This is a genomic window from Curtobacterium sp. MCBD17_032 (genome assembly GCF_003234855.1).
In the GTDB taxonomy this organism is placed as follows: domain Bacteria; phylum Actinomycetota; class Actinomycetes; order Actinomycetales; family Microbacteriaceae; genus Curtobacterium.
In genome coordinates, this window is the sequence record NZ_QKTO01000001.1 from 54,291 (window position 1) to 78,726 (window position 24,436).

General features: G+C 70.5%; 29 protein-coding genes and 1 pseudogene. 10 read left to right on the forward strand and 20 right to left on the reverse strand.

The genetic code is table 11. The features are described 5' to 3' along the window. The first annotated feature begins 201 nt into the window (after window positions 1–201). The 3 genes from DEI91_RS00230 to DEI91_RS00240 all read left to right on the forward strand — a co-directional run bounded on the left by DEI91_RS00230 (window position 202) and on the right by DEI91_RS00240 (window position 2,039). Window positions 202–498, forward strand: a complete 297-nt coding sequence (locus DEI91_RS00230) for a hypothetical protein (RefSeq protein ID WP_111050407.1) — start codon at window positions 202–204, stop codon at window positions 496–498. Window positions 499–626: 128 nt separating this feature from the next. Beyond that, window positions 627–1,577: a helix-turn-helix domain-containing protein gene (locus tag DEI91_RS00235; RefSeq protein WP_111050408.1), complete on the forward strand. Its 951-nt coding sequence runs from the start codon at window positions 627–629 to the stop codon at window positions 1,575–1,577. Window positions 1,578–1,700: 123 nt separating this feature from the next. Then, window positions 1,701–2,039 carry a hypothetical protein gene (locus tag DEI91_RS00240; protein WP_111050409.1) on the forward strand — a complete coding sequence of 113 codons (339 nt, stop codon included), beginning with the start codon at window positions 1,701–1,703 and terminating at the stop codon, window positions 2,037–2,039. A 123-nt stretch (window positions 2,040–2,162) separates the two neighbouring features. On the opposite strand, the gene DEI91_RS00245 is transcribed toward DEI91_RS00240, so the two are convergent. The 4 genes from DEI91_RS00245 to DEI91_RS00255 all read right to left on the reverse strand — a co-directional run bounded on the left by DEI91_RS00245 (window position 2,163) and on the right by DEI91_RS00255 (window position 4,487). Further along, window positions 2,163–3,116, reverse strand: a complete 954-nt coding sequence (locus DEI91_RS00245) for an AraC family transcriptional regulator (RefSeq protein WP_111050410.1) — start codon at window positions 3,114–3,116, stop codon at window positions 2,163–2,165. Between the two features lie 65 nt (window positions 3,117–3,181). Continuing rightward, window positions 3,182–3,559, reverse strand: a complete 378-nt coding sequence (locus DEI91_RS16505) for a hypothetical protein (RefSeq protein ID WP_258374230.1) — start codon at window positions 3,557–3,559, stop codon at window positions 3,182–3,184. Window positions 3,560–4,013: 454 nt separating this feature from the next. Next, window positions 4,014–4,187, reverse strand: a complete 174-nt coding sequence (locus tag DEI91_RS16090) for a hypothetical protein (RefSeq protein WP_181439401.1) — start codon at window positions 4,185–4,187, stop codon at window positions 4,014–4,016. A 96-nt stretch (window positions 4,188–4,283) separates the two neighbouring features. Then, on the reverse strand, window positions 4,284–4,487 hold the full coding sequence (locus DEI91_RS00255; protein WP_111050412.1) for a hypothetical protein: 204 nt from the start codon (window positions 4,485–4,487) through the stop codon (window positions 4,284–4,286). Window positions 4,488–5,117: 630 nt separating this feature from the next. Here DEI91_RS00255 and DEI91_RS00260 point away from each other — a divergent pair. After that, window positions 5,118–5,489 (forward strand): GntR family transcriptional regulator, encoded by a 372-nt coding sequence (locus tag DEI91_RS00260; protein WP_111050413.1) that lies wholly within the window; start codon window positions 5,118–5,120, stop codon window positions 5,487–5,489. 200 nt (window positions 5,490–5,689) lie between these two features. Here the strand turns inward: DEI91_RS00260 and DEI91_RS00265 are convergent, their stop codons facing one another. The 3 genes from DEI91_RS00265 to DEI91_RS00275 form a co-directional block, all read right to left on the reverse strand. Beyond that, the gene (locus DEI91_RS00265; protein WP_111050414.1) at window positions 5,690–6,460 is read right to left on the reverse strand and encodes an SDR family oxidoreductase; all 771 of its coding nucleotides are present in this window, start codon (window positions 6,458–6,460) and stop codon (window positions 5,690–5,692) included. Window positions 6,461–6,497: 37 nt separating this feature from the next. Next, window positions 6,498–7,577 carry a DNA alkylation repair protein gene (locus tag DEI91_RS00270; protein ID WP_181439402.1) on the reverse strand — a complete coding sequence of 360 codons (1,080 nt, stop codon included), beginning with the start codon at window positions 7,575–7,577 and terminating at the stop codon, window positions 6,498–6,500. 77 nt (window positions 7,578–7,654) lie between these two features. Next, window positions 7,655–7,993 (reverse strand): nuclear transport factor 2 family protein, encoded by a 339-nt coding sequence (locus DEI91_RS00275; protein WP_111050416.1) that lies wholly within the window; start codon window positions 7,991–7,993, stop codon window positions 7,655–7,657. A gap of 131 nt (window positions 7,994–8,124) precedes the next feature. On the opposite strand from DEI91_RS00275, the gene DEI91_RS00280 reads away from it, so the two are divergent. Next, window positions 8,125–8,661 (forward strand): MarR family winged helix-turn-helix transcriptional regulator, encoded by a 537-nt coding sequence (locus tag DEI91_RS00280; protein ID WP_111050417.1) that lies wholly within the window; start codon window positions 8,125–8,127, stop codon window positions 8,659–8,661. A gap of 10 nt (window positions 8,662–8,671) precedes the next feature. Here DEI91_RS00280 and DEI91_RS00285 read toward each other — a convergent pair whose 3' ends face one another. From DEI91_RS00285 to DEI91_RS00295, 4 genes and pseudogenes are all read right to left on the reverse strand, one after another. Then, window positions 8,672–9,085 (reverse strand): DUF4913 domain-containing protein, encoded by a 414-nt coding sequence (locus tag DEI91_RS00285; protein ID WP_111050418.1) that lies wholly within the window; start codon window positions 9,083–9,085, stop codon window positions 8,672–8,674. Next, window positions 9,082–9,671: pseudogene (locus DEI91_RS16510) on the reverse strand (TraG/TraD/VirD4 family protein). The gene DEI91_RS00285 and the pseudogene DEI91_RS16510 overlap by 4 nt, the downstream one beginning before the upstream one ends. A gap of 191 nt (window positions 9,672–9,862) precedes the next feature. After that, window positions 9,863–10,468, reverse strand: coding sequence for a type IV secretory system conjugative DNA transfer family protein (locus DEI91_RS16520; protein ID WP_258374232.1), 606 nt, complete (start codon window positions 10,466–10,468; stop codon window positions 9,863–9,865). Between the two features lie 63 nt (window positions 10,469–10,531). Further along, the gene (locus DEI91_RS00295; protein WP_111050419.1) at window positions 10,532–11,575 is read right to left on the reverse strand and encodes an NAD(P)-dependent alcohol dehydrogenase; all 1,044 of its coding nucleotides are present in this window, start codon (window positions 11,573–11,575) and stop codon (window positions 10,532–10,534) included. A gap of 172 nt (window positions 11,576–11,747) precedes the next feature. Between DEI91_RS00295 and DEI91_RS00300 the strand changes: the two genes are divergently transcribed. Together DEI91_RS00300 and DEI91_RS00305 are read left to right on the forward strand one after the other, a co-directional pair. After that, window positions 11,748–12,188, forward strand: coding sequence for an OsmC family peroxiredoxin (locus DEI91_RS00300; RefSeq protein ID WP_111050420.1), 441 nt, complete (start codon window positions 11,748–11,750; stop codon window positions 12,186–12,188). A gap of 92 nt (window positions 12,189–12,280) precedes the next feature. Continuing rightward, entirely contained in the window at window positions 12,281–13,783 is a 1,503-nt protein-coding gene (locus DEI91_RS00305) for a threonine/serine exporter ThrE family protein (RefSeq protein ID WP_111050421.1), read from the forward strand. 128 nt (window positions 13,784–13,911) lie between these two features. Here the strand turns inward: DEI91_RS00305 and DEI91_RS00310 are convergent, their stop codons facing one another. Beyond that, complete coding sequence (locus DEI91_RS00310; protein ID WP_111050422.1) at window positions 13,912–14,106, reverse strand: DUF2795 domain-containing protein; 195 nt, start codon at window positions 14,104–14,106, stop codon at window positions 13,912–13,914. Between the two features lie 105 nt (window positions 14,107–14,211). Then, the gene (locus DEI91_RS00315) at window positions 14,212–14,931 is read right to left on the reverse strand and encodes a TetR/AcrR family transcriptional regulator (RefSeq protein WP_111050423.1); all 720 of its coding nucleotides are present in this window, start codon (window positions 14,929–14,931) and stop codon (window positions 14,212–14,214) included. Window positions 14,932–15,113: 182 nt separating this feature from the next. Between DEI91_RS00315 and DEI91_RS00320 the strand changes: the two genes are divergently transcribed. Then, complete coding sequence (locus DEI91_RS00320) at window positions 15,114–15,434, forward strand: hypothetical protein (protein WP_111050424.1); 321 nt, start codon at window positions 15,114–15,116, stop codon at window positions 15,432–15,434. A 97-nt stretch (window positions 15,435–15,531) separates the two neighbouring features. Here DEI91_RS00320 and DEI91_RS00325 read toward each other — a convergent pair whose 3' ends face one another. Both DEI91_RS00325 and DEI91_RS00330 read right to left on the reverse strand, forming a co-directional pair. Further along, window positions 15,532–16,443 carry an SDR family oxidoreductase gene (locus tag DEI91_RS00325; RefSeq protein WP_111050425.1) on the reverse strand — a complete coding sequence of 304 codons (912 nt, stop codon included), beginning with the start codon at window positions 16,441–16,443 and terminating at the stop codon, window positions 15,532–15,534. A gap of 103 nt (window positions 16,444–16,546) precedes the next feature. Next, window positions 16,547–16,753 (reverse strand): hypothetical protein, encoded by a 207-nt coding sequence (locus tag DEI91_RS00330; protein ID WP_111050426.1) that lies wholly within the window; start codon window positions 16,751–16,753, stop codon window positions 16,547–16,549. Between the two features lie 144 nt (window positions 16,754–16,897). Between DEI91_RS00330 and DEI91_RS00335 the strand changes: the two genes are divergently transcribed. Continuing rightward, window positions 16,898–17,620: a hypothetical protein gene (locus tag DEI91_RS00335; RefSeq protein WP_146244141.1), complete on the forward strand. Its 723-nt coding sequence runs from the start codon at window positions 16,898–16,900 to the stop codon at window positions 17,618–17,620. A 21-nt stretch (window positions 17,621–17,641) separates the two neighbouring features. Here DEI91_RS00335 and DEI91_RS00340 read toward each other — a convergent pair whose 3' ends face one another. Genes DEI91_RS00340 through DEI91_RS00350 form a run of 3 tightly spaced genes read right to left on the reverse strand, consistent with a single transcriptional unit; the run spans window position 17,642 to window position 20,581 of the window. Beyond that, window positions 17,642–18,424: an endonuclease/exonuclease/phosphatase family protein gene (locus DEI91_RS00340; RefSeq protein ID WP_111050428.1), complete on the reverse strand. Its 783-nt coding sequence runs from the start codon at window positions 18,422–18,424 to the stop codon at window positions 17,642–17,644. 9 nt (window positions 18,425–18,433) lie between these two features. Then, the gene (locus DEI91_RS00345; protein WP_181439403.1) at window positions 18,434–19,036 is read right to left on the reverse strand and encodes a sigma-70 family RNA polymerase sigma factor; all 603 of its coding nucleotides are present in this window, start codon (window positions 19,034–19,036) and stop codon (window positions 18,434–18,436) included. Between the two features lie 42 nt (window positions 19,037–19,078). Then, window positions 19,079–20,581 (reverse strand): LCP family protein, encoded by a 1,503-nt coding sequence (locus tag DEI91_RS00350; protein WP_258374233.1) that lies wholly within the window; start codon window positions 20,579–20,581, stop codon window positions 19,079–19,081. A 136-nt stretch (window positions 20,582–20,717) separates the two neighbouring features. Here DEI91_RS00350 and DEI91_RS00355 point away from each other — a divergent pair, with 136 nt between their 5' ends. Further along, window positions 20,718–21,554 (forward strand): YdcF family protein, encoded by an 837-nt coding sequence (locus tag DEI91_RS00355; RefSeq protein ID WP_181439405.1) that lies wholly within the window; start codon window positions 20,718–20,720, stop codon window positions 21,552–21,554. A 41-nt stretch (window positions 21,555–21,595) separates the two neighbouring features. Here the strand turns inward: DEI91_RS00355 and DEI91_RS00360 are convergent, their stop codons facing one another. Both DEI91_RS00360 and DEI91_RS00365 read right to left on the reverse strand, forming a co-directional pair. After that, window positions 21,596–22,246 (reverse strand): GntR family transcriptional regulator, encoded by a 651-nt coding sequence (locus DEI91_RS00360; RefSeq protein WP_111050432.1) that lies wholly within the window; start codon window positions 22,244–22,246, stop codon window positions 21,596–21,598. A gap of 12 nt (window positions 22,247–22,258) precedes the next feature. Continuing rightward, entirely contained in the window at window positions 22,259–24,388 is a 2,130-nt protein-coding gene (locus DEI91_RS00365; RefSeq protein WP_111050846.1) for an efflux RND transporter permease subunit, read from the reverse strand. Window positions 24,389–24,436: the final 48 nt, after the last annotated feature.

A 24,436-nucleotide genomic window follows, 5' to 3' on the forward strand; every position in this document is an offset into this window, starting at 1 on the left:
CTCGTGCGTTGTCCTGCCGCCCCTCGGACGCGTAACCCACTTCTCCGGCAAGGCTCGGTAGGTGGAGATCCGTCGGGGCCTTCGCTCGTCGCCCTTGTTGTCCACCGCGCGCGGTGATCGGGGCAGTGCTCCGTTAGCCGATCGCAGTAGCCATCGGGCGTCCTACCGTGAAACCAGGAACACGAGGGAACCGGGAATGCCATGCACTACTTGACCTATTCGGGCGTCCCACTGCTGACGAGCGATGCTGCTGCGGACGCGACGCTGGCGTACTGCAGCGCGTTGGCGCAGAGCCGCATCACCGACGTGGTCCGCGTCCCGAGCATCGACGCGCACGGGATGCCGATCCGTGTCGCGATGGTGCTCGGGCCGGCGATTCCGGTGCTGGCAGTTCCCGCCCCTGATGACGAGCTTGAGTCGGACGACGCGGTGTTCGTCCGCGACCTGGAGATGCGCACCGCCGCCGTGCAGCAGGGTCTCTTCGCCGGAACAGAGTGAGCAGCTCGGCGCGTGCCTTTCCGCCCGGGCGGTTGCGCGCCTGCTCGGCTGACGCTGCACAATGTCCACTTCCGGGCGGTCCGCAGTGTTGATTGTGCGATCGTCCTGCTTCCCACGAAAATCGGACAGTGCAAGACACGATGCGCCGCATCCGGAGGGAGACCCGGACGTCCGACCCAGCGGTCGCTGCTGACGTCGTCGCCCAAACCCACGTCACCCACGGGTTGGAAGCTATCCCCGATGGGGCGTCGTTCTCCTTCGAGGAACGCGTCCGTGGGACACGGCTGCTGTCGTTGGAGTCGACCAGTTGCACCGGGGTATTGACCGGAGAGGTTGAACCGGACAGTGCGATGGTGCTGGTCTGGTTGAAGTCCGGTCGCGGCTCCGTGGACGGTCGCCCGGTGCCGATCGGCCGTCCGACCTTGTATCGGCATGCTCCGCAGCCGTTCCGGTGGGAGTCATTCCAGAAGGACGTCATCCGCATCGACCGTGCGACCGTCGAAGCCGTCGCAGCCGAACGCGGGGGGTGGGCGCCGGGCCCACTGGAGTTCAAGCCACAGCACGTGCCGGAGGGTCCGACCCTCGCCGCCTGGTGGCTGATGATCCGCACCGTCGCATCAGAGGTGCTGCACGGGCCGGAGGAAGTCCCCGCCGACCGGGAGCGTGAGCTGACCCGGTTCGCTGCCGGAGGGCTGTTGACCGCGATCCCGCACTGGCCTGTCACGCAGCGACCACCGCGGTCAGCGAGCAGCGCACGTTTCGCGCGCGCCGAGACGTTCCTCCTCGAGCATGCGGCCGAGCCGATCACCGTGGGTGACGTCGCCGCAGCTGGTGACCTCAGCGTCCGCGGCCTGCAGAACGCGTTCCAGCGGCACCACGGTATGACTCCGTTGTCGTATCTGCGTCGCATCCGCCTACTGCTCGCTCGCGAGCAGCTGCAGGCCGGGCATGTGGATGTGACTGTCGCCGACGCCGCGCGTGCGGCTGGTTTCGCGCACCTCGGCCGGTTCGCTGCCGCCTACCGGGAGGAATTCGGGGAACTCCCCCGGGATACCCGTCGGGCCGCACTCGGCTGGTGACCGCGGCCAAGCCGCAACTCCGCTTGGCACCCTGCTCACTGGGCGACCGGCGATGTGCGTGGATCGGAGAAACTGAGCGAGCCATGAAGCTCTTCCGTTTCCATAGGAAGGGAAGGAGCACCAATGAAACACATCCACTACGACAGCAGCACGATCCTCACCAGCGATGACGTTGCCGACGCGGTCATCGAGTACGCGGCGGCTCTCTCCGGTGGAGACCGTGCAGACACCGTCGCGGTCCCCGCGATTGCGGCCGACGGAACCATGACGACGACCAAGATCCTCATCGGACCGTCCAGCGAAATCGTCATCGAGGACGCCGAAGAGGACGACCTCGAGCTCGAAAACGACGAGTTTGTCGCGCGTCTCCGCGCCGCGGCGGCGACGTTCGGTCACAGTGAGCCGATCCACGCCGACACCCGTTCCGACCTCACCACCGGTCAGGACGACGTGACGTCCTAGTCATTCTGCGAAGAGGCCCGCACCCCAAGTACGGCGTGCGGTCCTCCTGTCATGCTGCGCATTCCGCGATGCCCACTCATGCGAATTGAATCACCGCCGGGGGCAACGGCCATGGCTCGTCGTCTAGCTGCTGCGCAGAGTGTCGCGCGGGTACTCCCCGTACTGCTGCGCGTACGCCGCGGAGAACCGGCCGGCGTGGGCGAACCCCCATGCGCGGGCGATATCGGAGACGTTGGTCGTGACCGGGTCCGCGTGCAACAGTTCCTGCCGGATCCGACTGAGCCGGACCGAGCGGATGTAGGCGTTCGGGGACATGCCCAGCACCCGGTTGAACGCGACCTGCAGGGCACGCAGGCTGAGGTTCGCAAGCGTCGCCAGATCCGTACTGGTAATCGGGAGGTGCGCGTGCGCGTGGACGTACTCCGCGACCATCCGGATCCGTGCGTTCTGCGGCAGCAGCAGCTCGGCGGGCATCTCCGCCGTGGCCTGCGGGTACAGCTCCAGCAATGACACGGCGGCGAGGCGGCTCATCTCGGCCTGCAGCAGCGGAGAGGCGTTCCGGTCCATGGTCGTGGCGGAGATGAGTTGCACCGTCTGCCGCCACTGCCGCATCGCGCCGTCGTCGGGGCGCGCCGTGTGGTCGAAGTTCGTCCGGCTGACCGCCAGGCCGCGCTCCGCTGCGATCTCGTCCACCGCTGTCCGGTTGACCTGGACGAGGCGCTGGTCGTAGTCCTCGAAGGCGAAGTCGAACGCGTGCCCGGGCCACATCTGTGGCTGGCCGGGGGTGAGGTGGATCTCGTTCCTGCCGACGTCGAGCACGCCGCTGCCGCGGGTGATCCACTGCACGACGAAGTCGTCGCCCTGCGGCATTTCCCCGGTGAGCCGGCCGTCGAACTGCACGGCGCGGAGCGTCATGGAAGCGTCCCCCGCGGCGGCGTACCGGTACGAGAACGGTGTGTCGGTTGTGTCCGCTGCCCAGGCGATCCCGGCGTACGCGGTCGCGAGGGTCTGCTTCGCAGCGTCGAGGTCATCGCCGCGTTCGTCGACGCGGATGGAAGCGGGGGTCGGGTCAGTCATCGGGCACCGGGAAAAGTGTCACACCCCGACGTAGTTCGGGCCGTGTCAGTGTCCGGAATCTGCCATCAGAACAGGGATGGTGCCTCGTACACGGACATCAGCATCGCGGCCGCCATCCTGCCGGTACGCGCAGGGGTGATGTTGCCGTGGATCGCGGCCTCGACCTGGGCACCCTGAACGAGGAGCGTCAGCGCGGGGGCGAGGTGCGCTGGCATCTCAGCGGCGGCGCAGAGCATCGCGATGTGCTGTTCGAGCTGGCGGAGGTGATCATTGGCAAGCCCTGCAACGACGGGGTCGAGCCGCCCGAGTTCGCCGTAACCGTTGATGAACGCACATCCCCGGTAGCTGCGATCGGTGAAGCAGTCCTCGAGGTAGCTGAAGACAGCGAGGACCTGGTCGCGCGGATCCTCGAAGGACGCCTCCGCGGCGATGAGGGCGGTCATCCACTCGTCGTGGCGGTACCGGAGGGCAGCGACGACGAGTGCCTGCTTCGACGGGAACACGGCTCGAAGCTCTGCGGGTGTGACGTGTGCTCCGTCTGCCACGCGCTCGACCGCTACCGGGGTGACACCCTCGGCGGTGAACAACGCATCCGCGGACACCACGATTGCGTCCTGGACCGCGGTGCGGTCAGGAGCGGTGGCGATCAGCGAAGGAGGATTCATATGCGTTCGTAAGGAGCCGGACATATGCAGAGTACGGACCTTTGCGGTGGGTCCGCTCAGCACCGTCCGTCTGACGGGCCAGACGGACGCGAACGCGAACTGCGTGACAGGTCGGTATCGCCAGGCGTGGCGGCTACGGTGCCCTGAAGGCGGTGCAGGCGGCGCCACGTTTCTCGGTGCTCTGGCCGAAGCCCCGGCAGGTGCTGCTCGATCATGCGCGCATCAACTCGTTCTAGGCGACGACGAAGAAGTCAGCGTAGGAGGGCTCAGCCGGAACGAACGTGGTACCGGTGCCGTCGATGCGGGCAGCGACGATCGCGTTGAGCTCCGACGGCGGCGTCAGGCCGCGACGTCGCCATTCGACCGGGCGCCGGCGGAGAGTGTCGAGAGAGAGCGTGTCACGCATCGGTGCGATCCTGTTCTGTGATGAGGGCGAGCACGTCGATCGGTTGCGTCAGCGCGAGATCGACGTCCGTGAAGGTCATAGTGGTGCTCATGGTGACTAGGCGGCGAGGCCGAGCACGACGGCAGCGGACGCTGCGACCGTGACGGACAGGATCCCGGTCGCCGTAGCGAGGATCATCAGGGTCCGCTGGCGCGCTTGCTCCTGCACCTCGGTGAAGGGGCTGCGCTGCGAAGCGCGGGATGCGGCGAAGGAGGGGCGCTTCGCTGCGAGGGTGGTCTCGGGAGCGGTGATCGTGGTCACGATGTCTCCTTGTTCTGGCCGTTGCCGGCCTGTTCGATCCGGTGCTCCGGACATGAGATGACCATAGAAGCGAAAAGGTTCACGATGTGAAGGATCTGACGAAGACGTCGAATCCCGGATAGCGGACCGGGCGGCTGCGACGAGAAGTGACCAGATCCAGCGTGCAGATCTGACCGCACAGGCAGGACCGTAGAGTTCGATGCGTGCCGACCGAATCCGGAGTCCGCCGAGGTCTCGCCAGCTGCCAAGCCGTCTACTCCACGTTCCAGTGCCAACTCCTCGACGGGCACGCAGGATCGCACTGCTACGACAGGGAGACCGCAGGGGGCGAGATGCACGTGAGCTGGGGCAACGACACCTGAACGGACAGTACGGTGCGCCGTACCGCTGCCGAGCAGGCGGATGAACGGTTCAGATGTGGGTGGGGTCGCAGCGGCAGTCGCATGCGCGGGGGTGCTGGATGACGAGTTGATCGGCGAGCACGGCGTGCTCGTGCGGGGGTGTCAGGCCAGCACGTTGCCAGGCGGATGGGGGCCGGCGAAGGTGCCGCACCTCGCGGCAGGTCATCGTCACCGTCCGCGTCATGCGATTGTCTCGTCGCCGGTCGGGCCTGAGACGAGCAGATGTGTGATGTCGATCGGCTGCGTCGGGGGAAGGTGCAGATCTGCGGGCGATCAGCTCACCGCATGGCTCGGTGTCTCCCGCACCCCTGTTCGGGAGGCGATCGCGCGTCTCGTGGTTGAGGGGTTCGTCGAGATGGCCGCGGACCGGTACACGAAGGTCAGCTCGCTCTCAGTGAGCGGGTACGACTACGCTCGCCAGTCCTCGCCAGTCCTCGCCAGTCCTCGCCAGTCCTCGCCAGTCCTCGCCAGTCCTCGCCAGTCCTCGCCAGCCTGCACCGACTCGCGCTCGAGCAAGCGGCCGGTGTCGACAGGACGGTCAGAGTCGAGGTCGCCGCCCAAGCGACCGCAGCTCGTCGCGCCATCGAGGCGGAGGACTTGAGCGGGTACCGGAGCTTGATGGATGCATACGGCAGGCTCGTCGCAGCGCTCGGTAACCCACTGTTCATTGACGCTGAGCGCAACGCCCGCGGACGAGCGAGGTTCAACGCTGCCGCTGCCGACGTCAGCATTGAATCACTCGACTGCCGCCGCCGTCTCGATAGGCGATCGGCGATCGGCTATCGATACGCGCCAGCGTGATCATCGTGTCGGGACGGTTCCTCCGTCGACGTTGAGGTCGACGCCAACGATGCCCGAAGCTGCGCTCGAGACGAGGAACGCAACAGTGGCGGCAACCTCTTCGGGTTCTGCGGGGCGGCCGAGGGGGATGCCGCCAAGCGAGCCCATCAGTGACTGGCGGGCCGCGTCGAGGTCCGTGCCGTTAGCTGTCGCGATCCGGTTGATGAGCGCTTCAGCTGATGGCGTCCGGATGAATCCCGGCGAGACGGTGTTAACGCGGACTCCGTAAGGTGCGCACTCATTGGCGAGGGCTTTGCTGTAGGTGCTAAGGGCCGCTTTCGCGGCGGCGTAGGCGAGGGTCCCGTCGTACAGGGGCATCTGGGCCTGGATGGAGGACACATGGATCACTGCCCCGTTGCCGCGGCTGATCATGCCGGGGATGATGACCCGGTCGAGTCGGACTGCGCTGAGCAGGTTGAGTCTGAGCTCGTCGTCCCAGTGCTCGTCGTCCAGGGCCTGGAATCCTCCCGCCGGACCGCTAGATCCGCCTGCGACGTGGACGAGGATGTCCACGTCGCCGGTGCGGTCCGCGACGGTGCTCAGAGCCTGAGCGTCCGTGACGTCGACCTGCAGGCATGTCTGCGCTGGGTGTGAGGGATCGGCGGCGCTGCGGCCGAGAACGGTGACGTGTGCACCAGCCGAGACGAGTGCTTCGGCGACGGCGCGTCCGGTGCCCTTCGTGCCGCCGGAGACGAGCGCGCGCTTCCCGCTGAGGGCGAGGGGGTTGGTCATGGTGTCCTTTCTGGTTCGCGTCCGGTGCCGCGAATAGTCATGCGTTCACGTCGAAGAAGGTCGGTGCGGATCGTTGCCCGTTGGCTTGAGTGGTGAGCGAGTGCCGCCCTGCCCGGATGGTGCGAGTGCTGAGCGGGGTAAAGCTCCGCTTTCCCGAGACCGTGACGGTGCCGTTCCCCGGGATCAACCGTCTGGCGAGCTTGAAGACTTTCTCCGTGCTTCCGCCGGTCGCGGTCGGAGAGGTGAGGACCACGTCGATGACGACGTTCGCGTCGCTGTCGCCAAGGTTCTGCACAGTGACTGTGTAGGGCAACGTCTCGCCGATGTGAACGTGGTCAGCGTGGAGTGCCGGCGGCTCGAGCCCGAGCTTCGTGGTCGAGAATCCCAGCAGCGTCAAGGCGTCGAGGTCGCCCCGCTTAATGAGCGTGCGAAGCCCGCGGCGGACCGTCGGAGTGGCACAGTGCTCCGCGGTCCAGTCTGCTGCGATCGCGGTAGCGGTGTCGGGGTGATCGCGACTGATGTCGTTGAGGTGGTTGCCGACGCTCCGACGTACGTACTCGCTGGGATCTGCCACGAGCTTGTCCAGGATCGACCGTGTCACGCCCGGAGCGGCAATCAGCGCCGGCACCTGCTTGGCCCACGGCAGACGTGGGCGCGTCCCCTCACTTGCCAGCCTTCGCACATGATCGTCAGGCGATCCCGTCCACTCGCCGATGATCGCGAGGGAACGCCGGTGGTCGGCGATGAGGAGGTCCCGAATGGCAAACTCACCGCTCAAGCGCGTTGTGAGCTTGGCCAGGACACGATGCACGTCGTCGAACGCGACCGTGGTGGAGCCATCGAGTGCGCGGTGCACTAGGGCTTCCGAGAGCGGCCAAATCATCCACCCGTCCAGACGGGAGTCCTCGAACATCGCGTCGGTGAGGGCGACGGTACCGCGGTACGAGGACGGCAGCGTCGCCAGGATCCCTGCACGCACCGTGTCAACGCGGGCACGCAATCTCCGTCCGGACAGCGTCTCGGCGGTAGCAAGGAGCGCTGTGGTGTCCACGCGACCGTGGTCCCGCATGATCGACGCGAGATTATCGACCACGGTGGGATTGATCAACTCGTCCATTGCGCCCATCAGGCCTCCAGGCCTCCTTCAAGGCGAGTGCGAGTGTGCGGGGAGTCGGAGCTCCCCGCACGACCGGGCTACTCCGCGATACGGATCTCGAGCGCCTGAACGCTCTGGGCGTCGAGCGTGAAGCGGAACGCGAACGGCAGCGGGCCTCCCGGGAAGTCGCCGTCCGCAGATGCGGTGAGCTGAACGGCGCTACCGTCGCCGTTCTCGTACGCGGTCGGCCCGAGAGTGATTCTTGGTGCGATCTGGTGCTCCCGGATCCACTGCTCGATCTCTGCGGACCCCGTGTAGGTGGTGCCGTCGTCGGTGACGGACGCGTCCGCTGCGAAGACGGCGAGCAGCGCGTCAGCGTCGTGTCGGTTCGTCGCGCCGATGAAGTCCTTCACGGGGCCTGCGGGGATCTCGGTCATAGTTCTTCTCCAGTTGTGTTGAGCGAGCTCTGACGGGCGGTACGTAAATAGTGTCGCACGCGACAGTATGTGCTGTCGCGGAGGACAGTTAACTCCCAGCGGAAGGGTGCGCACCGCAGTAGTGTCAGGGCATGCCAGCTGCTCGGAACGCCCGCGACCCGGAGCGCGAGACGAGGTACCGCTCTGCCCTCCTGACGGACCTCAGTCGGCTGATCTACCTGTGGGAGTCCCCGCAGTTCCAGTCGGAGGTGTTGACGCGATCAGGTGAGCCGCTTGACCAGTCGTCGCATCAGCTGCTCCGCCTGCTCGGGTTCTCTGGCCCCCTTCGGCCGTCACAGATCGCGGAGCGGTTGAAGACCGGGGCATCGAATGTCAGCAAGATGTTGCGCCGACTGGAGGGGAACGGCTGGTTGAAGCGCACGCCAGACCCAGCGGATGCGCGAGCCTCACTCGTTGGGCTGACCCCGGCTGGCGTTGAGGCGGCGCAGCACGTGTTTGACCTCGGCGACGACATGATCGCTCAAGTGCTGACGGGGTGGAACGCCCGCGACCTGGAGCACTACACGAACCTCACACGCCGCTTCGTCGATGATGCGTACGACGCTGCCGAAGTGATGCGAGCGCGGGGCCTGACCCGCACGTGGACGTCCGACAGCTCCACCTCCTGAACGCTGGCGCTTAGCCCTCGATTGTGCGGACATCGACGAATAGCCCGGGCGGCGGTGCTGTGTACGGCAGCGGGTCACCCGGCTCCGTGGTCCCGGACGTCTTCGCGAACGGCCCCACGGAGCTCAGGAGGACGCCCATGTGGTGATCGGCGTGGTCACGCCACCACACGCTCATCCCGGTCGCTCCGTCGTTCCGGAAGTGCTCCCAGCTGCGCCAGAGCGCATCGAGACGCGCCACGGCCTCCGGGTGCATCCACCAGCGAGGGTCCCACCGGAAGTCGCCCTTCGGGCTGACCTCGCGGCGGTAGGTGACGGTCAGGAACTCCCGCACGAACTCGTCGGCCGAGCCGTAGAACGTCTCGGGCTCCTCGAGCACGTCGTCGTCCTCGTCGATGTGGCCGTCCCACTCCGCGACGGCGCTCATCGGCCGTCCTCCGCCTCGAGCGGCTGCACCGTCGAGGCGTTCAGCCACGGGTTGCCCTCTGCCGGCAGAGAGGACGCTAGCGACTCCGTGCGCTCGGCGCGGGCGGCGTCCTCGTAGGCGGCGATCGACGCACGAACCTTCTCAGCGTCGGAACCTTCGTACCAGGGCGCCGTCTTCACCATCGAGGACCGCAAACCCGACGCGATCAAGATCGCGCGGCCACGGGGCAGCTCCGCCAACTCGGACGGGTCAAGGATGCGGCGGCGGTTGTTCTGCACGCTCGTCGACCGGACACCCTTGTTCATCGAGTACGAGATGGTCTCGTGGTCGTAGTCGCCGATCAGCTCGGACAACTCGCGCAGGAACTCAATCTCCTTGACACCGCCGAGGTACACGACCTCGTTGGCGGCGCTGAACAGCTTCCGCATGCCGGCGAGGGAGAACACTCGACGCCCTGGGACCAGGACTGGAAGATCGACATGATCGGGATCCCGCGCGACCCGTAGTGCGAGTACAGGTCCGGGAGGTCCTTCCACCGGCAGACGTTCGCGGCTTCGTCGAGGATGCACAGCAGCGGCGTGGCCATGCGGCCGCCGGGCTGCGTCTTCGCCAGGCGCTCGCCTGCCTCGACAACGGCGACCGTCAGCGCGGTCACCAGCGGCGCGGCCGTGCCCTCACCCTCCTTGGAGAGCGAGTAGAGGGTGTCGGTGCCGCGCACGAACTCGTCGGGGTTGAACTACGGGCGACGGTCGCCGCGCATGTTCCCGCCGACGGGCGTCACCCACCGGCCGATGCAGCTGTTCTGCAGCCAGCCCGCCATCTTCCGGCCGTCCCGTAGACGGCGGCGCGCTGCCGCTCAGAGGCGCGCGTCTCGGACTCGACGGCGTCCGCGACGAGCGGGTAGCCACCGTTCCGGAGGACGGCCACCATCTCGCGGTTGTCGGGGTCGGTCAGCCACGTGAACACGTCGGTGATCGCGCGTCCGTCGAGGGCGGCTGCGAGCAGCATGCCGGCGAGGAGGTTCTTGCCGACGGGGTCGAAGTACGCATCGCCCTTGTCGCCGGGCTCGTGGGAACCGGAGGCGAAGTGCCCGGCCAGTTTCGCGGCCGTGGTGTCGTCGGTGACGTAGGAGAGCGGGTTCCACCACCAGGTGGGCTCCTCGTCGACGACCTGCTGCGGGTCGAACACCCACGTCGTGCCGACCTCATCGCGCAGCTTCCGGGTCGTCTCGACGGTGTCGGGCTTGTTCGACGTCGCCAACAGGGCGCCGGGGGCGGCGAGGATCGCCGGGACGACCAGCGAGGTCGTCTTACCCACGCGGGGGCCGGCGATGCCGATCGTGACGTCCTCCCACGATGCGTAGAGCATCTCCCCGGAGTGCACGTCCTCCCCCAGCGGGACGCCGGGGCAGCTCTACAAGCCGAGGCGGGTGCCCTTCCCGAGCGGTCAGAGCGTCGGGACGACCACCGCGCGGCCGGACAGCTCGCCGGCCTCGAGCTTGCGGTACGCCTCGAGCGCGTCGGCGAGGGCGTACCGCTCGACGTCCGGCTCGATCTGCCCCGCGCGGTACATCGCGACGACGTCGTGCAGGTCCTCGATGGTGCCCCAGTAGGTGTTCGTGATCGTCGACTCGTACGGCGTCGAGAAGAAGTCCCACTCGGTGGTGCCGCCGGCGATGCCGACCACGGTGCAGCGCCCGCCGACGGCCATCGACGCCTGCGCGGTCTTGATGGTCGGGGTCGCGCCGACGAAGTCGAACGCCGTGTCGACGCCCTTGCCGCCGGTGATCTCACGGATCCGCGCGACCTGGTCGGGACCGCCGGGGACGGTGATCGCGCCGCGCTCGGCAGCGCGGGCCATGGCGTCCTCCTTCATGTCCGTCGCGATGACGGTCGCGCCGGTGAGGGCGGTGAGGATCTGGACGGCGATCTGCCCGAGGCCGCCCAGGCCCACGACGAGCGCGTACTTCCCGCCGCCGGCCAGGTTCGGCAGGGAGTTCTTGACCGCGTGGTACGGCGTGAGGGCCGCGTCGCTCAGGGGTGCGGCGGCGACGGGGTCGGCGTCGCCGAGCGGCACGAGGTTGCGGGCGGGCACGGTCACGTACTCGGCCATGCCGCCGTCCCGCCCCAGGCCGATGGCCATGTACGGGTTCGTGGCGGCGTTCTCGCAGTACGTGTCCTGCCCCTTCGAGCAGTACCGGCAGTGCCCGCAGCCGACCGGCCCGTAGACCAGGTACGCGTCGCCCTCCGCGAAGCCGGTGACACCGTCCCCGACGGACTCGACCCAGCCGGAGTTCTCGTGTCCGAGGACGAACCCGGGCCGCTGTGCGCCGGGCTGCCCCTCCTGGAACTCGCGGTAGACGGCGACGTCGGAGTGGCACGCACCGGCACCGGCGACCTTGAGGAGCACCTCCCCCGGCCCGGGCGTGGGCTTCTCGACCTCGGTGAGGGAGGGGAACGTCCGGTACTGCTCGAACACGACTGCACGCATGCCGCAAAGCTACACCTGTCGTCCATCTCGGCGGAGCGAGTGCGGGGGCCGTGGGACGAGCAGCGGTGGCATCCTGCGTCCCGCCTGTGCATCGGTTGCGAGAACGACCGTTCTCCGGTTGACTCTGGTCGAGGGTCGCATCCGGCCCGCATCCCCGACGAAAGGAGCGGCCATGCCCACGCGCACCGCACGTACCGCCTGGAACGGCGGCCTGAACGACGGCTCCGGCCAGGTCGAACTCTCCAGCTCGAAGGTCGGCACCTACGACGTGTCCTTCCCGAAGCGCGCCGCTGACGAGGCCGGCGGGACCACCAGCCCCGAGGAGCTCATCGCCGCAGCGCACTCGTCCTGCTACGCGATGCAGTTCTCGGCGATCCTCGGCGAGGCCGGCGGCACCGTCGAGTCCCTCGACGTCACGGCCGACGTCTCGCTCGGCCCGGACGCGGCCGGCGGCTTCAAGCTCACCGGCATCGTCCTCACCGTCTCCGGCGAGGTCTCCGGCATCGACGAGGCGGCCTTCCTGAAGGCGGCCGACGAGGCGAAGGCGACCTGCCCGGTCAGCAAGGCCCTCACCGGCGTCGACATCGAGCTGCACGCCACGTTCGAGCAGTAATCGCCGAGCACGCGCATGACGGGAGGCCCGCCCACCGAACGGTGGGTGGGCCTCCCGTCCGTCTCCCCACCGGCGGGATGCACAATGGCCTGATGGCCGAACCGCTCCTCCCCGGCCCGTGGCCGGGCCGTCCACCCCGTCCACGCCCCAGGGCGCGGAGCGTCGCCCAGCACGACATGCGGGACATCCGTGCGCGGCTCCGCGGCACCGTCTACGAGGACGTCGCGCCGGACACCCGCTCGCTGCGGGAGCAGTACTCGGCCCGCCAGATCGTCGACTTCTGTCTCGACCTGGCCGAGGTCATGCTCGCCTCCGGTGCCGACACCCGGAGCGTCGAGGCGGCCGTCATCGCGGTCGCGACGAAGTGGAACCTCGCGCCGCTCGACCTCGACTTCTCGGGCAGTGCGGTGACGATCCAGTACTCCCCCGTCGACGGGCCGCCGCTCGTCAAGGTGCGCAGCACCCGCTCGGACGGCGCGGACCTGGCACGCCTGGCGTGGGCGAACCAGATCGTGGACGACGTCGTCCACGACGACCGGGACATGACCAGTGCCGTGAGCGCCCTCGTCGCGGTGCTCCGCATGCCGCCACGGTGGCCGACGTGGCTCGCGGACGTGGGGCTCTCGGTCCTCGGCACCTCGATCGCGATGCAGGCCGGAGGTGGCTGGCGTGCGGGCGTCGGGGCGTTCGTCCTCATGCTCGGCATCATCGTGTCCGGACGGTGGCTGACCGGGCGGGGCTACCCGCAGTTCTTCGTCTCCGGCGCTCAGGGTGCCGTGGCCTCGGTGATCGGCACGCTCGCGATCTGGGCGGACGTGCTCACCCCGACCGGAGCGGCGACGATGGTGGCCGCCCTCGTGGTGCTCCTGCTGCCGCACGTGCAGCTCGTCACTTGGGCACAGGACGCGATCTCCGGGTTCCGGGCGATGGCGGTGGCCCGGGCCTTCACGATCGGGATGCTCATCGCGGCGATCGTCGTCGGGGTGCCGGCGGGCATCGCGATGACGCACTGGCTGCGGCTCGAGGTCGACCCGTCCGGCATCGTCACGCAGGCCCTGCCGCTCTGGGCGTCCCTGTCCCTGACGGTGGTCTCGGCGGGGGCGAACTGCTTCGTGCAGCAGGCGAGCGCCCGGGTGATCCCGGTCGCGGTGGTGCTCTCGGTGGCTGCGGGGGCGGCCCTCTGGCAGCTCCGGGCGTTCGGCCTGCCGCTGCTCGGGGCGACCTTCGTCGCGTCGGTCCTGCTCGGGGTGCTCGCGACCTTCGCCGCGGTGCGGATGCGGACGGCCGTCGCGGCGATCGCGGTACCGGCCTTCTGTGGCGCACTGCTGCCGGGTGTCGCGGTGTCGAACGCCCTGCTCAACGTGATGAGCGGGTCGTCGAGTTCGGTGCTCGACTTCGGGTCGGCAGTGACCGTGGCCCTGGCGATCGGGGCCGGGCTCGTCCTCGGCGGGCTCTTCGCGACGCCGGGGGCCCGTCGTGCGCTCCGCCGGGGCCGCCGGGTCGAGGTGCACTCGGTCCACAGCGACACCACCGCCATGCCGGTCATCCGGGACTCCGGCTACGACCCCGGGAACGGGTCCGTCCCGCGCTGGTGACGCGTTGCACCCGGACGACGCCGCCGGAGACCGCGTCACGCAGCCGAGCCTCGCTCCGGCGGACATGATCCGGGCTCCTGGCCGCGGGACCTGTCCGCCAGCGCGAGGCTCGGCGCGGGCGTGACCGCCTAGTTCGCGTCCGTGACCGCGCTGGAGACGGCGGTCGGGGCGTCGTAGTCGCCCTCCGGGATCGCGCGGAGCGCCTCGAGGACGTCGTCGGGAGCGTTCTCGCCCTCGGCCGTCGACACGATGTCGTCCTTCGAGGCGGGGTAGTCGATGCCGCTCAGGTACTTCTGGATCTGGATGGGGTTCGGTGCTGCCACGATCGGTTCCTTCCGTTGGGCCTCCCGGCTTACCCGGAGGCGCCTCGGCACCGGCCCAGCGGATGCGGCGAACGGCCAGCCCGCACCCGGGTCACCCGACCGTCGTCAGGCCGACCAGTTGTCGTCGTCCGACCAGGACACGTCGGACCAGGTCGACAGCCGACGCTGCGCGTGCGCCTCGTACCGCTCCATCCAGCCGCGCTCGAGCCGGGCCACCGCGCGGTCGAAGGCGGCGACGAGGTCGAGCTCGCTGCGCAGGAGCGCCTGCAGCTGCAGCCCCTCGTACAGGGCGATGAGCTGCTCCGCGCCACGGCGGGGGTCCATCGTGTGCGGCGCACGACCGACCGCGATGTCGTGCTCCAGGCCGCGCTTCACCTGCGCGAAGAACAGCTGGTACCGGGAGCGGAGGTACGTCGACATCGGGTGCTCCGGGTTGCCCGCGACGCTCAGCAGGGCGACGAGCAGCCGCATGAGCGCCGGGTCCTCGGCGTTCGAGGCGACGATCGCGCGCAGGAGGTCGACGGTGCTGCCGTCCCCGACCTCACGCGTCACCTCGTCCATCCGCCCGCCGTTCCAGCGGTCCAGGGCTGCCAGGACGAGTCCGTCCCACGACGGGAAGTGCTGCTGCAGCTCGGAGGTGCTGATGTCGAGCCGCTCGGCGACGTGCTCGGCGCGCGCCTCGTGGAAGGGGACGTCACGGAGCAGGTCGACCGTCGCGCCCACGATCCTGATCCGCAGGTGCAGGGTCGCCGCGGCGGCGGCCGCGGCCATCGTGTCGGCGCTGGTGTCCTCGAGCATCGTGCCCTCCGTGTCCGGGACGAGCACGGTCAGGTCGTGGCCGAGGCGTCCGGGGGTGCGGACGTCCTGTCCGCACGTCGATCTTCCCGTAGATCACGGGCGACGAGCATCCCCGGTACGGGGGTCGGCAACATGGGGGACACCGCGCGGACGCGCACCGAGCTCCTCCGGCACGGGCGTGTCCCGCCGGGATGTGTGACGATGCCGCCATGTCCCCGAACGACTCCACCGCCCACGGGCTCGCGACGATGGCCTCCGCGGGCTTCGAGTTCGGCAGCACCGCCGAGCAGGTGGCGCACGACGTCCGCACGATGTGGGAGCACCTCGGCCGCCCCGACGGCGCCTTCGAGGCCGCGGCCGCCGCGATCGCCGTCCTGCCCCAGCGCCCCGAGGTGCCCGTCGCACTGCAGGCCCGGCGCCGCGAGTTCGAAGAGGCCGTCGGCATCAACCCCGTCGAGGTCGAGCTGGCGGCGGCCCTCGCGGCCCGGGAACTCCTCGAGACGATGGCACGGACCTGCGGGACGCGCTGACCGGGCGACGGCGGGACGGACCACCGGACCACGGGAGGCCCGTGGTCACGTGACCACGGGCCTCCCGTCCGGCACGGCGTCGGGCGCCGCGTTGCGACTACGGCGTCGGCATGCCGCCGTCGACGTGCAGCGTCTCACCCACCACGTAGGAGGACTCGCCGCTGGCGAGGAACACGAACGCCGGTGCGAGCTCGGCGGGCTGGCCCCAGCGCCCGAGGTACGTCTGCTCGCCCGCGGACGGCAGCGCGTCGGCCGGCTGGCCGCCGGCCGGCTGCAGCGGGGTCCAGATCGGGCCCGGCGCGACGGCGTTCACGCGGATGCCCTTCGGCGCGAGCTGCGCGGCGAGGCCCTTGGCGAGGTTGTTGACGGTGGCCTTGGTGGCCGCGTAGTGCACGAGGTGCGGCGACGGCGCGTAGGCCTGGATCGACGTCGTGTTGATGATCGTCGAGCCCGGCTTGAGGTGCGGGACGGCGGCCTTCGTGATGCGGAAGGTGGCGTACGCGTTCGTCTTGAAGGTCTCGTCGAACTCCTCGTCGGAGATCTTCGTGATGTCGTCGACGTTCTGCTGCTTGCCGGCGTTGTTCACGAGGATGTCGAGGCCGCCGAGCTGCTCGACCGCGTCGGCGACGAGCTGCTCGCAGAACGCGAGGTCCGTGATGTCGCCCGGGAGCGCGACGGCCTTGCGACCGGCGGCCTCGATCAGGGCGACGATACGCTCGGCGTCCTCCTGCTCCTCGGGGAGGTAGCCGATGGCGACGTCGGCGCCCTCGCGCGCGTACGCGATGGCGACGGCCGCACCGATGCCCGAGTCGCCGCCGGTGACGAGCGCCTTGCGGCCCTCGAGTCGGCCCGAGCCGCGGTAGGTGTCCTCGCCGTGGTCGGCGGGGACGTTCTCCGCCATCTCGGCGTCGGTGCCGGCACCCTCGAGGTACTGCTCGTCCGGCTTCTTGTCGGCGTAGAGCTTCGTCGGGTCCTGCATGGTGTACTGGTCGATCCGCTGGTCCGTCATGGGCCAGACGGTACGCACCTCCGCACCCGCCTCCGCTCAGGAGGCTGTCCCCCGCCGCGCGGTCCGGCTCACGCGCCGACCGGGGCCGACGGGGCCGTGCGGCTCAGACGGGCCGGTACACCGAGATCGGCGGGGCGTCGTCACCCTGGTCCTCGGCGTCACCCGTGCGCGCCCAGGTGCGGCCGTCGTGGTCGAGCGTGTCCGGCAGGTCCCCGTGCACGATCATCCGGACGGGCGGGGTGTCGCCGTCGACGAGGTCGACGCCGTGCGCCGCGTTGTCACCCGTGCTGTCCACCACGTACTCAGCCATGTCGTCGACGGTACGCGACGGTCGTCGCAGGTGCCCGGACCGGACGCGATCGCCACGCTCGGAATGTCACGGTCCGGTGACGGTGCGGCCCCGGTTCGGTAACACCCGTCGTCCAGGACGGCGCGGGCGGCTACCGTCGAGCGGGTGACTCCCAGGACCGTGACGGCGATCGGCGCCGTGGTGCTCGCCCTCGTGGCAGGTGGTGCCTCCGTCGACCGTCTGCCCGGGCACGACGACGACCGGGCGGCTGCGGCCGAGGCGAGCGCGACCTCCACCCCGGTCCCGAGCTGGCGCCCCGTGTCCGCCGCGGCCCTCCGCACCGTCGACGCGATCGAACTCGACGCCGAGTCCATCGTCCTGCGGGCGGACGACCGCACCGTGTCCGTCGTGTCCATGCGGGACGCGAAGCACACCGTCGGCGTCCTGAACCGCCTGCTCGGCACGCCGGCGCGGACGCAGACCGCGGTCGGCGACGCCGGGCGGTGCGTCCCGGCGAGCACCACGTCGACCTGGGGCGGTGCCCTCCGTGTCGCCGCCCTGCGCGAGCCCGCGGCCGCCGGGAACCGGGTCGAGATCCGCGTCCTGCGTGACCACGTCCGCTCCCGACTCGGCACGCCGGTCGAGCTCTCCGGACCGGACGGCGTGCAGGTCGGCGACGACGTCCGGTCCCGCATCGAGGACGCGGCGGCGGACGAGCGCGAGTCGCTCGGGTCCGAGGACGCCGAGGCCTGGCAGCTGCTGCTCGCCCCGGGGTGGCCGTCCGAGCGGGAGGGCACCGGCGAGAACGGCGTGTCCGTGCTGACGCAGGACACCACCGTGACGGTCATCGGGTCCCCGATGCCGGTCCGCGCGGAACGGGGCTGCTGACCGGACGCGTGCCGGTCGGGTTCAGACGCGGATCGTCGCCACCACCGGGAAGTGGTCGCTCGCGAACCAGGTCTCGGGCCCGTCGTGGTCGATCACCACGCGGTCGACCCCGGCGACCCCGCGGGTGAGCACCCAGTCGATGCGCTCCCCGCTCGGAACCGGCGGCTGCCACTCGTTGTAGGACGCCGTCCGGTCGTCGGGGTCACCGGCCACCGTCCACGCGTCGGTGTACCCGGCCTCGGCGAACACCCGCGACGCGGGCCCCGACCCGGACGGCTCGTTGCAGTCCCCGGCGAACACGACCGGCCCCTCGACGGTGGTCAGCCGCTGGACGATCAGGGCCGCGCTGCGCCCGCGGACCTCGTCCCCGTGCGGGCCCGGTTCGTGGTCCATGTGCGTGGTCAGCAGGGTGAAGGCCGGGCCCTCCGCGTCGAGGAACTGCACGTGGTTCGCGATGCGGGGGTACTTGCTGCCCCAGGTGTTCGAGACCGGCTCGTCGGGGGTGTCGGACAGCCAGAACGACCCGGACCCGGCGGGACGGAACCGGTCGCGTCGGTAGAACACCGCGGCGTGTTCGCCCGCGGTGCCGCCCTCGCGACCCTGCCCGACGTCACCGTGGTCGGGCAGCCCGGCCCGGAGGTCGTCCATCTGGTGGTCGAAGGCCTCCTGCACGCAGACCAGGTCGGGGTCGTGGCGGCGGATGACGTCGAGGACGACCGGACGCCGGGCGGGCCAGTCGTGCGCCGGGTCCGGGTTCTTGATGTTGTAGGTCATGAGGGTGATCGGGCGCGCGGTGCTGGTCACCCGTCGAACCTACCCGGAGGCACGGGGACACCGCTGCCCGTCGTGCGTCGACGGGCCACCGAGAGCGCGGCGCAACGTGATCACCCCGTCGCGGGCCCGGGTCTTCGCCGTGCCGGTCGGGACGCCGAGCGCCCGGCCGAGTTCGGGCCCGGACAACTCGGCGAGGTACCGCAGGACGACCGCTCGTCGCTGCCGTTCCGGGAGCGCGCCGATCGCCCGGTACAGGTCGCGCCGGTCGAGGACGGCCTCCGCGCGCTCCGTGGCACCGTGGTCGACGAGCTCGGCGTCCCGCGCTCCGATCCGACGGTCACGCTCCCGGTCCGCCTGGGCCTTCCGCACCCGGTCGATCGTCCGACGCGTGGTGATCGTCCGGATCCACGTGGCCACCGGGTGCGCGGGGTCGTAGCGAGGAGCGAGACGCCAGACCTCGAGCATCACGTCCTGGGCGACGTCCTCCGCGAGCCAGCTGTCCCCCGACACCCTCCGGGCGACGAGTTCCACCAGGGGGCGGAACCGCTGGTCGACCAGCCGGAAGGCCGCCCGGTCTCCGGCAGCCACCCGCGACAGCAGGGCGCGTTCCTCGTCCCGGCGCCGCTCCAGTTCCTCGTCCACGACGAGAATGTGACATGCCACCCTGGACGAGGGCGGGGAACGCTAGTTGATGCAGACGCCCTCCTGGCCGTACTCGTGCACTGCGGTGGACGACGGGCTCGGCTCGGTCGGCTCCGGCGCTGCCGCCTCCTCGGACGGTTCCGCCGGGGACGACGGCTGCGTCGGCTCCGCCGTCTCCGCGGCCGGGGCGGAGGGCGTCTTCCCGTCCGTACCGAGGACCAGCGTGACCCCCTGCACCGTCGTGCTCTGGACCGGCACCGCGCCGGGGACGACGGACGCGACGGCCTTCGCCTGCGCCTCCTGGCCGACCGGGTACTGCACCATCGTCGTCGCCGTGGTGGGCGAGGACCCGGGGGCACCGACCTGGAACCCGCGCTGGGTGAGCACCGCACTCGCCGCGGCGGCGGCACCGGTGACCCCGCTGCCGTTCGTCACCGTGACGGAGACCGATGCCGGGTCGGCGGCCTTCGCCTCCGTGTAGGCCGGCGGCTCCCCCACCAGTCCCTGGACGAACGCGGGCATGCCGGCGGTGTCGACCTCCACCACGGACAGGGCGTACCCGTTCGGGTAGATCGTCGGGGTGCCGAGGATCGGGATGGTCGCGGACTTGATGTTCGCCGGGCGGAGGTTGCTCGTCTGCCGCGCGAGCGAGAGGAGGTCGAGCCCCTGGTCGGTCTCGACCGAGCTGCCGATCGCGTCGATGATCTTGGTGGTCTTCACGGGGTTGAGGAGCGTGCCGGCCGACAGGATCTTGCGGGCCTCCTGCGACAGGAAGTACTGCTGCCGGACCTGGCGGTCGAGGTCGCCGTTCGGCAGGCCGTGCCGCTGACGGACGAAGGACAGCGCCTGCTTGGCGTCCAGCTCCGAGACCCCGGCGGGCAGGTCGACGCCGGAGTACGCGTCCTTGGCGGGTTGGTTCAGGCAGACGTTCACGGGGCCGAGCTGCTTGACGATCTCGTAGAAGCCGAGCAGCGACACCCGCACGTAGTGGTCGATCGTCAGCCCGCTGAGGCCCTGGATCGTCGCGATGAGCTTCTTCGCACCGCCGCTCTCGCCGCCGCCGTCACGGGTGCCGTACTCGAAGGCACTGTTGAGCTTGCCCTTGCCGACGCCCGGGATGTCGACGTAGGAGTCACGCGGGAACGAGATCATCGTCGCGCTGCGACCGTCGGCCGCGATGTGCAGGACGATCATCGTGTCGGTGTTGGTCGCACCGCCGTCCGTCTCGGTGCTCAGTTCGGCGAGCTGCTCGGGGGTGGCGTTGTCCGGCCGGTGGTCGTCCCCGACGAGCAGGATGTTCATCGCCCTGCCGTCGACGTCGTCCTCCGCCGGCGGCGCACTGCCGATGGCGTCCACCTTCGTGACGCTGCTCGCGAGCCGGTTGTACGCGTAGGCCGCGTACCCACCGCTCAGCAGCACGGCCATGGTCAGGACGCCCGCCACCGCGGGGAGCACGACTCCCCAGTGGTGCTTCCGGCGCCCGTGGCGGGGCGGCACGGCGCGGTCGGCACGGCGCGGCCTGGTCTCCTCGGGTGCGTTCGTCACGGGGAGAACCATAACGGTGGGGCTCGCGGATGACATGGGTTCCGGCTGGACGACCTGTACGGACCCCTCCGGGAGGCCCGGGCCACCACCCCGCACCACGCGCCGTCCGCACATGGTCGCCCAGTACGGTCGCAGGGTGCTCCTGTCCGTCCTCGCCGTGTGCTGCGCCCTCGTCGCCGCGCTCCTGGTCGGGAACGGCGTCCGTGCCCTCCGCCGCGGTGCCCGCAGCCTCACCAGGCTCCTCGCACTCGTCGCGGGGACCGCGCTGCTCACGCTCGACGCCCTCGTCGTCGTGCTCGCGTCGGTCGACACCCACGCCAGCTCCGCGGTGCTCGTGCTCGTCCTGGCGGTCGCCGGGTACGTCGCCCTCGTCTTCCTCGCCTTCCTGGGCGCCGCGCTCGCGTACGCCCACGTCCGCGTGACCGAGCAGGCCGAGGCGGTCGTCGTGCTCGGGTGCGGGCTCGTGCACGGCCAGGTGTCGCCGATGCTGCGGTCCCGCCTCGACCGCGCGGTGGAGGTGTCCCGACGGTCGGAGGCCACCGGGCGCACACCGGTGGTCGTCGCGTCCGGCGGGCAGGGCGAGGACGAGGACCGGACCGAGTCCGACGCGATGGCCGAGTACCTGGTCGACCACGGCGTCCCCGCGACGCTCGTCCTCCGGGAGCCGCGCTCCCGGAACACCCGCGAGAACCTCCTGTTCTCGCACCGGGTCCTCCGGGACGCCGGTGTGCACGGACGGATTCTCGTCGTCACGAACGACTACCACGTGATGCGCACGGCGATCACGGCTCGGCGCACCGGGCTGGACGCCCGCGTGCTCGGTGCCCCGACGGCCAGGCAGGCGGTGCCCAGCGCCTTCCTGCGCGAGTTCGCCGCCGTGCTCGTCATGCACCGGTGGTGGCACCTCGCGGCGGTGGTGGCGATCGTCGCGCTCTGGTCGGTCGGGCTCGCCACAGGGGTCCTGCCCCGCTGAGCACCGGGCGGTCGGCCCCCCACCCGGCCGGCCCCGCCGGCTCAGCTCCGGCTGGGCAGCAGGTGCGCGGCCTCCATCGCGAGTTCCGCGGCGATCGGGTCGACCGCCACGACCGCGTCGCGCAGGTCGCGGATCGCGGGCGTGATCTCGTCCGGCGGCACGACCTCGGCGATCTCGGGGACCCGGAGCCGGAAGGCCAGTCCGTCGGTGGTGGCCCGGCACAGCTGCGCGAGGGACGCGTTGCCGCAGGCGTCCGCCCACATCGCGTAGATGTCCGCGCCGTCACGGACGATCTCGGCCTGCTGGCCCGCGCCGAGCCGCTCGAGCACGTCGTCGAGCGTCCGGACGACCTGGCGGCGCTCCGCATCGGTGAACCGGGGGACCGCGAGCCGGACGACACCGCCGTAGATCACGCCGAGCGTCCGGTACGCATCGAGCAGTTCGGCCGCCGTGGGTGCGGCGACGCGGGTGTACCGGTTCGGCGCCATCTCGACGAGGCCGGCCCGGGCGAGCTCGGCCAGAGCCTCGCGGATCGGGGTGCGGGAGACGCCGAGCCAGGCGATGAGGTCGTCGTCGTTCAGCCGTTCACCGGGCTCCAGCGTGCCGTCCATGATCGCGGTCCGGATCTTGTCCTGCACGGTGTCGCGGAGGAGCTTGCGCTCCGCGGCGGGCTGGGTCGAGGGCACTGGCATGCGATCAGCGTGTCACATGTCACGGGGTCGGCGCGAGAGGCGCGACGGCCACCAGGCCCGGCGGTCCAGGTCGAGCACGAGCGCCGGGACGAGGAGGGAGCGCACCACGACGGTGTCGAGCAGGACGCCGAACGCGACGACGAAGGCGATCTGCACGAGGAACAGGATCGGGATCACACCGAGCGCTGCGAAGGTCGCGGCGAGCACCACCCCGGCAGAGGTGATGACCCCACCGGTCGCGGCGAGCCCGCGGAGCACGCCCTCGCGCGGACCGTGGCGGAGGGTCTCCTCGCGGACCCGGGTCATGAGGAAGATGTTGTAGTCCACACCGAGCGCGACCAGGAAGACGAACGAGAACAGCGGCACCGAGGGATCGGCACCGGGGAACCCGAACACGTGGTCGAAGACGAGCGCGCCGACGCCGAGTGCGGCGGCGAAGGACACGATGACGCTGCCGATGAGGACGAGCGGCGCCACGACGCTCCGGAGCAGCAGCATGAGGACGAGCAGGATCACCGCGAGCACGACCGGGATGATGACGGTGCGGTCCCGGATGCCGGTGTCGTCCGTGTCGACGGCCGTCGCCGTGACGCCGCCCACGAGCGCTCCCGGGTCGACACGCTCTACCTCGGTGCGGAGTGTGCGGACCGTGCGTTCCGCGGCCTCGGAGTCCGCCGGGTCCGACAGCGTCGCCTCGAGCAGCACCTGCCCGCGGGACACCGTCGGTGCGGCAGCAGGTGCCCCGTCCCGGGCCGGATCGGCAGCACGGACCGGGACCGTGCCCGACGGCGCGTCCTGCGCGACCGCGGAGACGCTGTCCACCCCGTCGGCGTCGGCGACCGCGTCCGCGAGGGCGTCGATGCGGTCCGCGTCGCCGAGGACGAGCGCCGGGCTGCCCGATCCACCGGGGAAGTGCTCGGCGAGCACGGTCTGACCGTCGCGCGCCTGGGACTGCCCGACGACGAGGTCGCTCTGCGGGACGCCGTCGGCGCGCAGGCCGAGGAGCCCGGTGCCCATGCCGAGCAGCGCGACGGTGCTGACGATCCAGACCGTCCGCGGTCGTCGGCCGACGAGGCGACCGACGCGTGCCCACAGCCCGCGGGCGTCGGGTCCGGTGAGGACCGGGTGGGCGCTGCCCGCGACCGGCCGGAGGGGCCAGAAGGCGGCTCGGCGGAAGCACAGGAGCAGCGCGGGCAGGAGGGTCAGCGCGGCGAGGACACTGGACGCGATGCCGATCGCCGCGACCGGCCCGAGCGCCTTGTTGGAGTCCAGGTCGGACAGCAACAGGCAGAGGACCCCGACGACGACCGTGCCCCCGGAGGCGACGATCGGTTCGACGCTGCCGCGGAGCGCGGCGGTCGTGGCGTCCCAGCCGGTCCGGTGGTCGCGCAGGGCCTCGCGGTAGCGGGAGGTGTAGAGGAGCGCGTAGTCCGTGGCGGCGCCGATCACCAGGATCGACAGGATGCCCTGCACCTGCCCGTTGACGGTCACGACCCCGGCGTCCGCGAGGACCCAGACGACGAGGATCGACGCCGTCAGGGCGGACACCGCGGTCGTGAGCACCAGGACGGGCAGCAGCGGCGAGCGGTACACGACGACGAGGATCACGAGCACCGCGGCGAGCGCGACGCCGAGCAGGAGCCCGTCGATGCCGGCGAACGCCGCGGTCAGGTCGGCGGTGAAGCCCGCCGGCCCGGTGACGTACCCGCTGAGCCCCTCCGGCAGGGTGTCCTCGAGGTCGGCGCGGACGGCCTCGACCGTGTCGCCGGGGTCGGCGGCTGCGGTGAGGGTCGCGACGATCTCGACCGCGTCGCCGTCCGCACTGGGGATGACCGGGCTCACGGCGTCGACGTCGTCCCGGTCCGCGAGCGCCTCGGCGAGCGACGCGGCCGTGCTGGTGTCCGCGCGGGTGAGGCCGCCGTCGCGCTCGAGGACCACGATGGCCGGTGCGCCGCCGGCGTCCCGGAAGTCCCGGCTGCGCTCCTGCACCGTCGTCGCGTCCGCGGACGCCGGCAGGAACGCGGTCTGGTCGGTCGTCGAGACCTCGGAGATCCGACCGGCGAAGGGGCCGCCGACCGCGGCGAGGACCAGCCAGACGAGGACCACGAGGGCGGGGATCACGATGCGGAGGAGTCGGGGCACGGGCACAGCGTACCTTGATCGTCAGCATGCTGATCACTTTTCGTCGCC

Excerpts from the sequence above, each read along its gene's own strand:
- DEI91_RS00230 (WP_111050407.1), top strand. The coding sequence starts at position 202 with ATGCACTACTTGACCTATTCGGGCGTCCCACTGCTGACGAGCGATGCT.
- DEI91_RS00240 (WP_111050409.1), top strand. The coding sequence starts at position 1,701 with ATGAAACACATCCACTACGACAGCAGCACGATCCTCACCAGCGATGAC.
- DEI91_RS00245 (WP_111050410.1), bottom strand. The coding sequence starts at position 3,116 with ATGACTGACCCGACCCCCGCTTCCATCCGCGTCGACGAACGCGGCGAT.
- DEI91_RS16505 (WP_258374230.1), bottom strand. The coding sequence starts at position 3,559 with ATGACCGCCCTCATCGCCGCGGAGGCGTCCTTCGAGGATCCGCGCGAC.
- DEI91_RS16090 (WP_181439401.1), bottom strand. The coding sequence starts at position 4,187 with ATGCGTGACACGCTCTCTCTCGACACTCTCCGCCGGCGCCCGGTCGAA.
- DEI91_RS00260 (WP_111050413.1), top strand. The coding sequence starts at position 5,118 with ATGTCGATCGGCTGCGTCGGGGGAAGGTGCAGATCTGCGGGCGATCAG.
- DEI91_RS00265 (WP_111050414.1), bottom strand. The coding sequence starts at position 6,460 with ATGACCAACCCCCTCGCCCTCAGCGGGAAGCGCGCGCTCGTCTCCGGC.
- DEI91_RS00270 (WP_181439402.1), bottom strand. The coding sequence starts at position 7,577 with ATGGACGAGTTGATCAATCCCACCGTGGTCGATAATCTCGCGTCGATC.
- DEI91_RS00275 (WP_111050416.1), bottom strand. The coding sequence starts at position 7,993 with ATGACCGAGATCCCCGCAGGCCCCGTGAAGGACTTCATCGGCGCGACG.
- DEI91_RS00280 (WP_111050417.1), top strand. The coding sequence starts at position 8,125 with ATGCCAGCTGCTCGGAACGCCCGCGACCCGGAGCGCGAGACGAGGTAC.
- DEI91_RS00285 (WP_111050418.1), bottom strand. The coding sequence starts at position 9,085 with ATGAGCGCCGTCGCGGAGTGGGACGGCCACATCGACGAGGACGACGAC.
- DEI91_RS00295 (WP_111050419.1), bottom strand. The coding sequence starts at position 11,575 with ATGCGTGCAGTCGTGTTCGAGCAGTACCGGACGTTCCCCTCCCTCACC.
- DEI91_RS00300 (WP_111050420.1), top strand. The coding sequence starts at position 11,748 with ATGCCCACGCGCACCGCACGTACCGCCTGGAACGGCGGCCTGAACGAC.
- DEI91_RS00305 (WP_111050421.1), top strand. The coding sequence starts at position 12,281 with ATGGCCGAACCGCTCCTCCCCGGCCCGTGGCCGGGCCGTCCACCCCGT.
- DEI91_RS00320 (WP_111050424.1), top strand. The coding sequence starts at position 15,114 with ATGTCCCCGAACGACTCCACCGCCCACGGGCTCGCGACGATGGCCTCC.
- DEI91_RS00325 (WP_111050425.1), bottom strand. The coding sequence starts at position 16,443 with ATGACGGACCAGCGGATCGACCAGTACACCATGCAGGACCCGACGAAG.
- DEI91_RS00330 (WP_111050426.1), bottom strand. The coding sequence starts at position 16,753 with ATGGCTGAGTACGTGGTGGACAGCACGGGTGACAACGCGGCGCACGGC.
- DEI91_RS00360 (WP_111050432.1), bottom strand. The coding sequence starts at position 22,246 with ATGCCAGTGCCCTCGACCCAGCCCGCCGCGGAGCGCAAGCTCCTCCGC.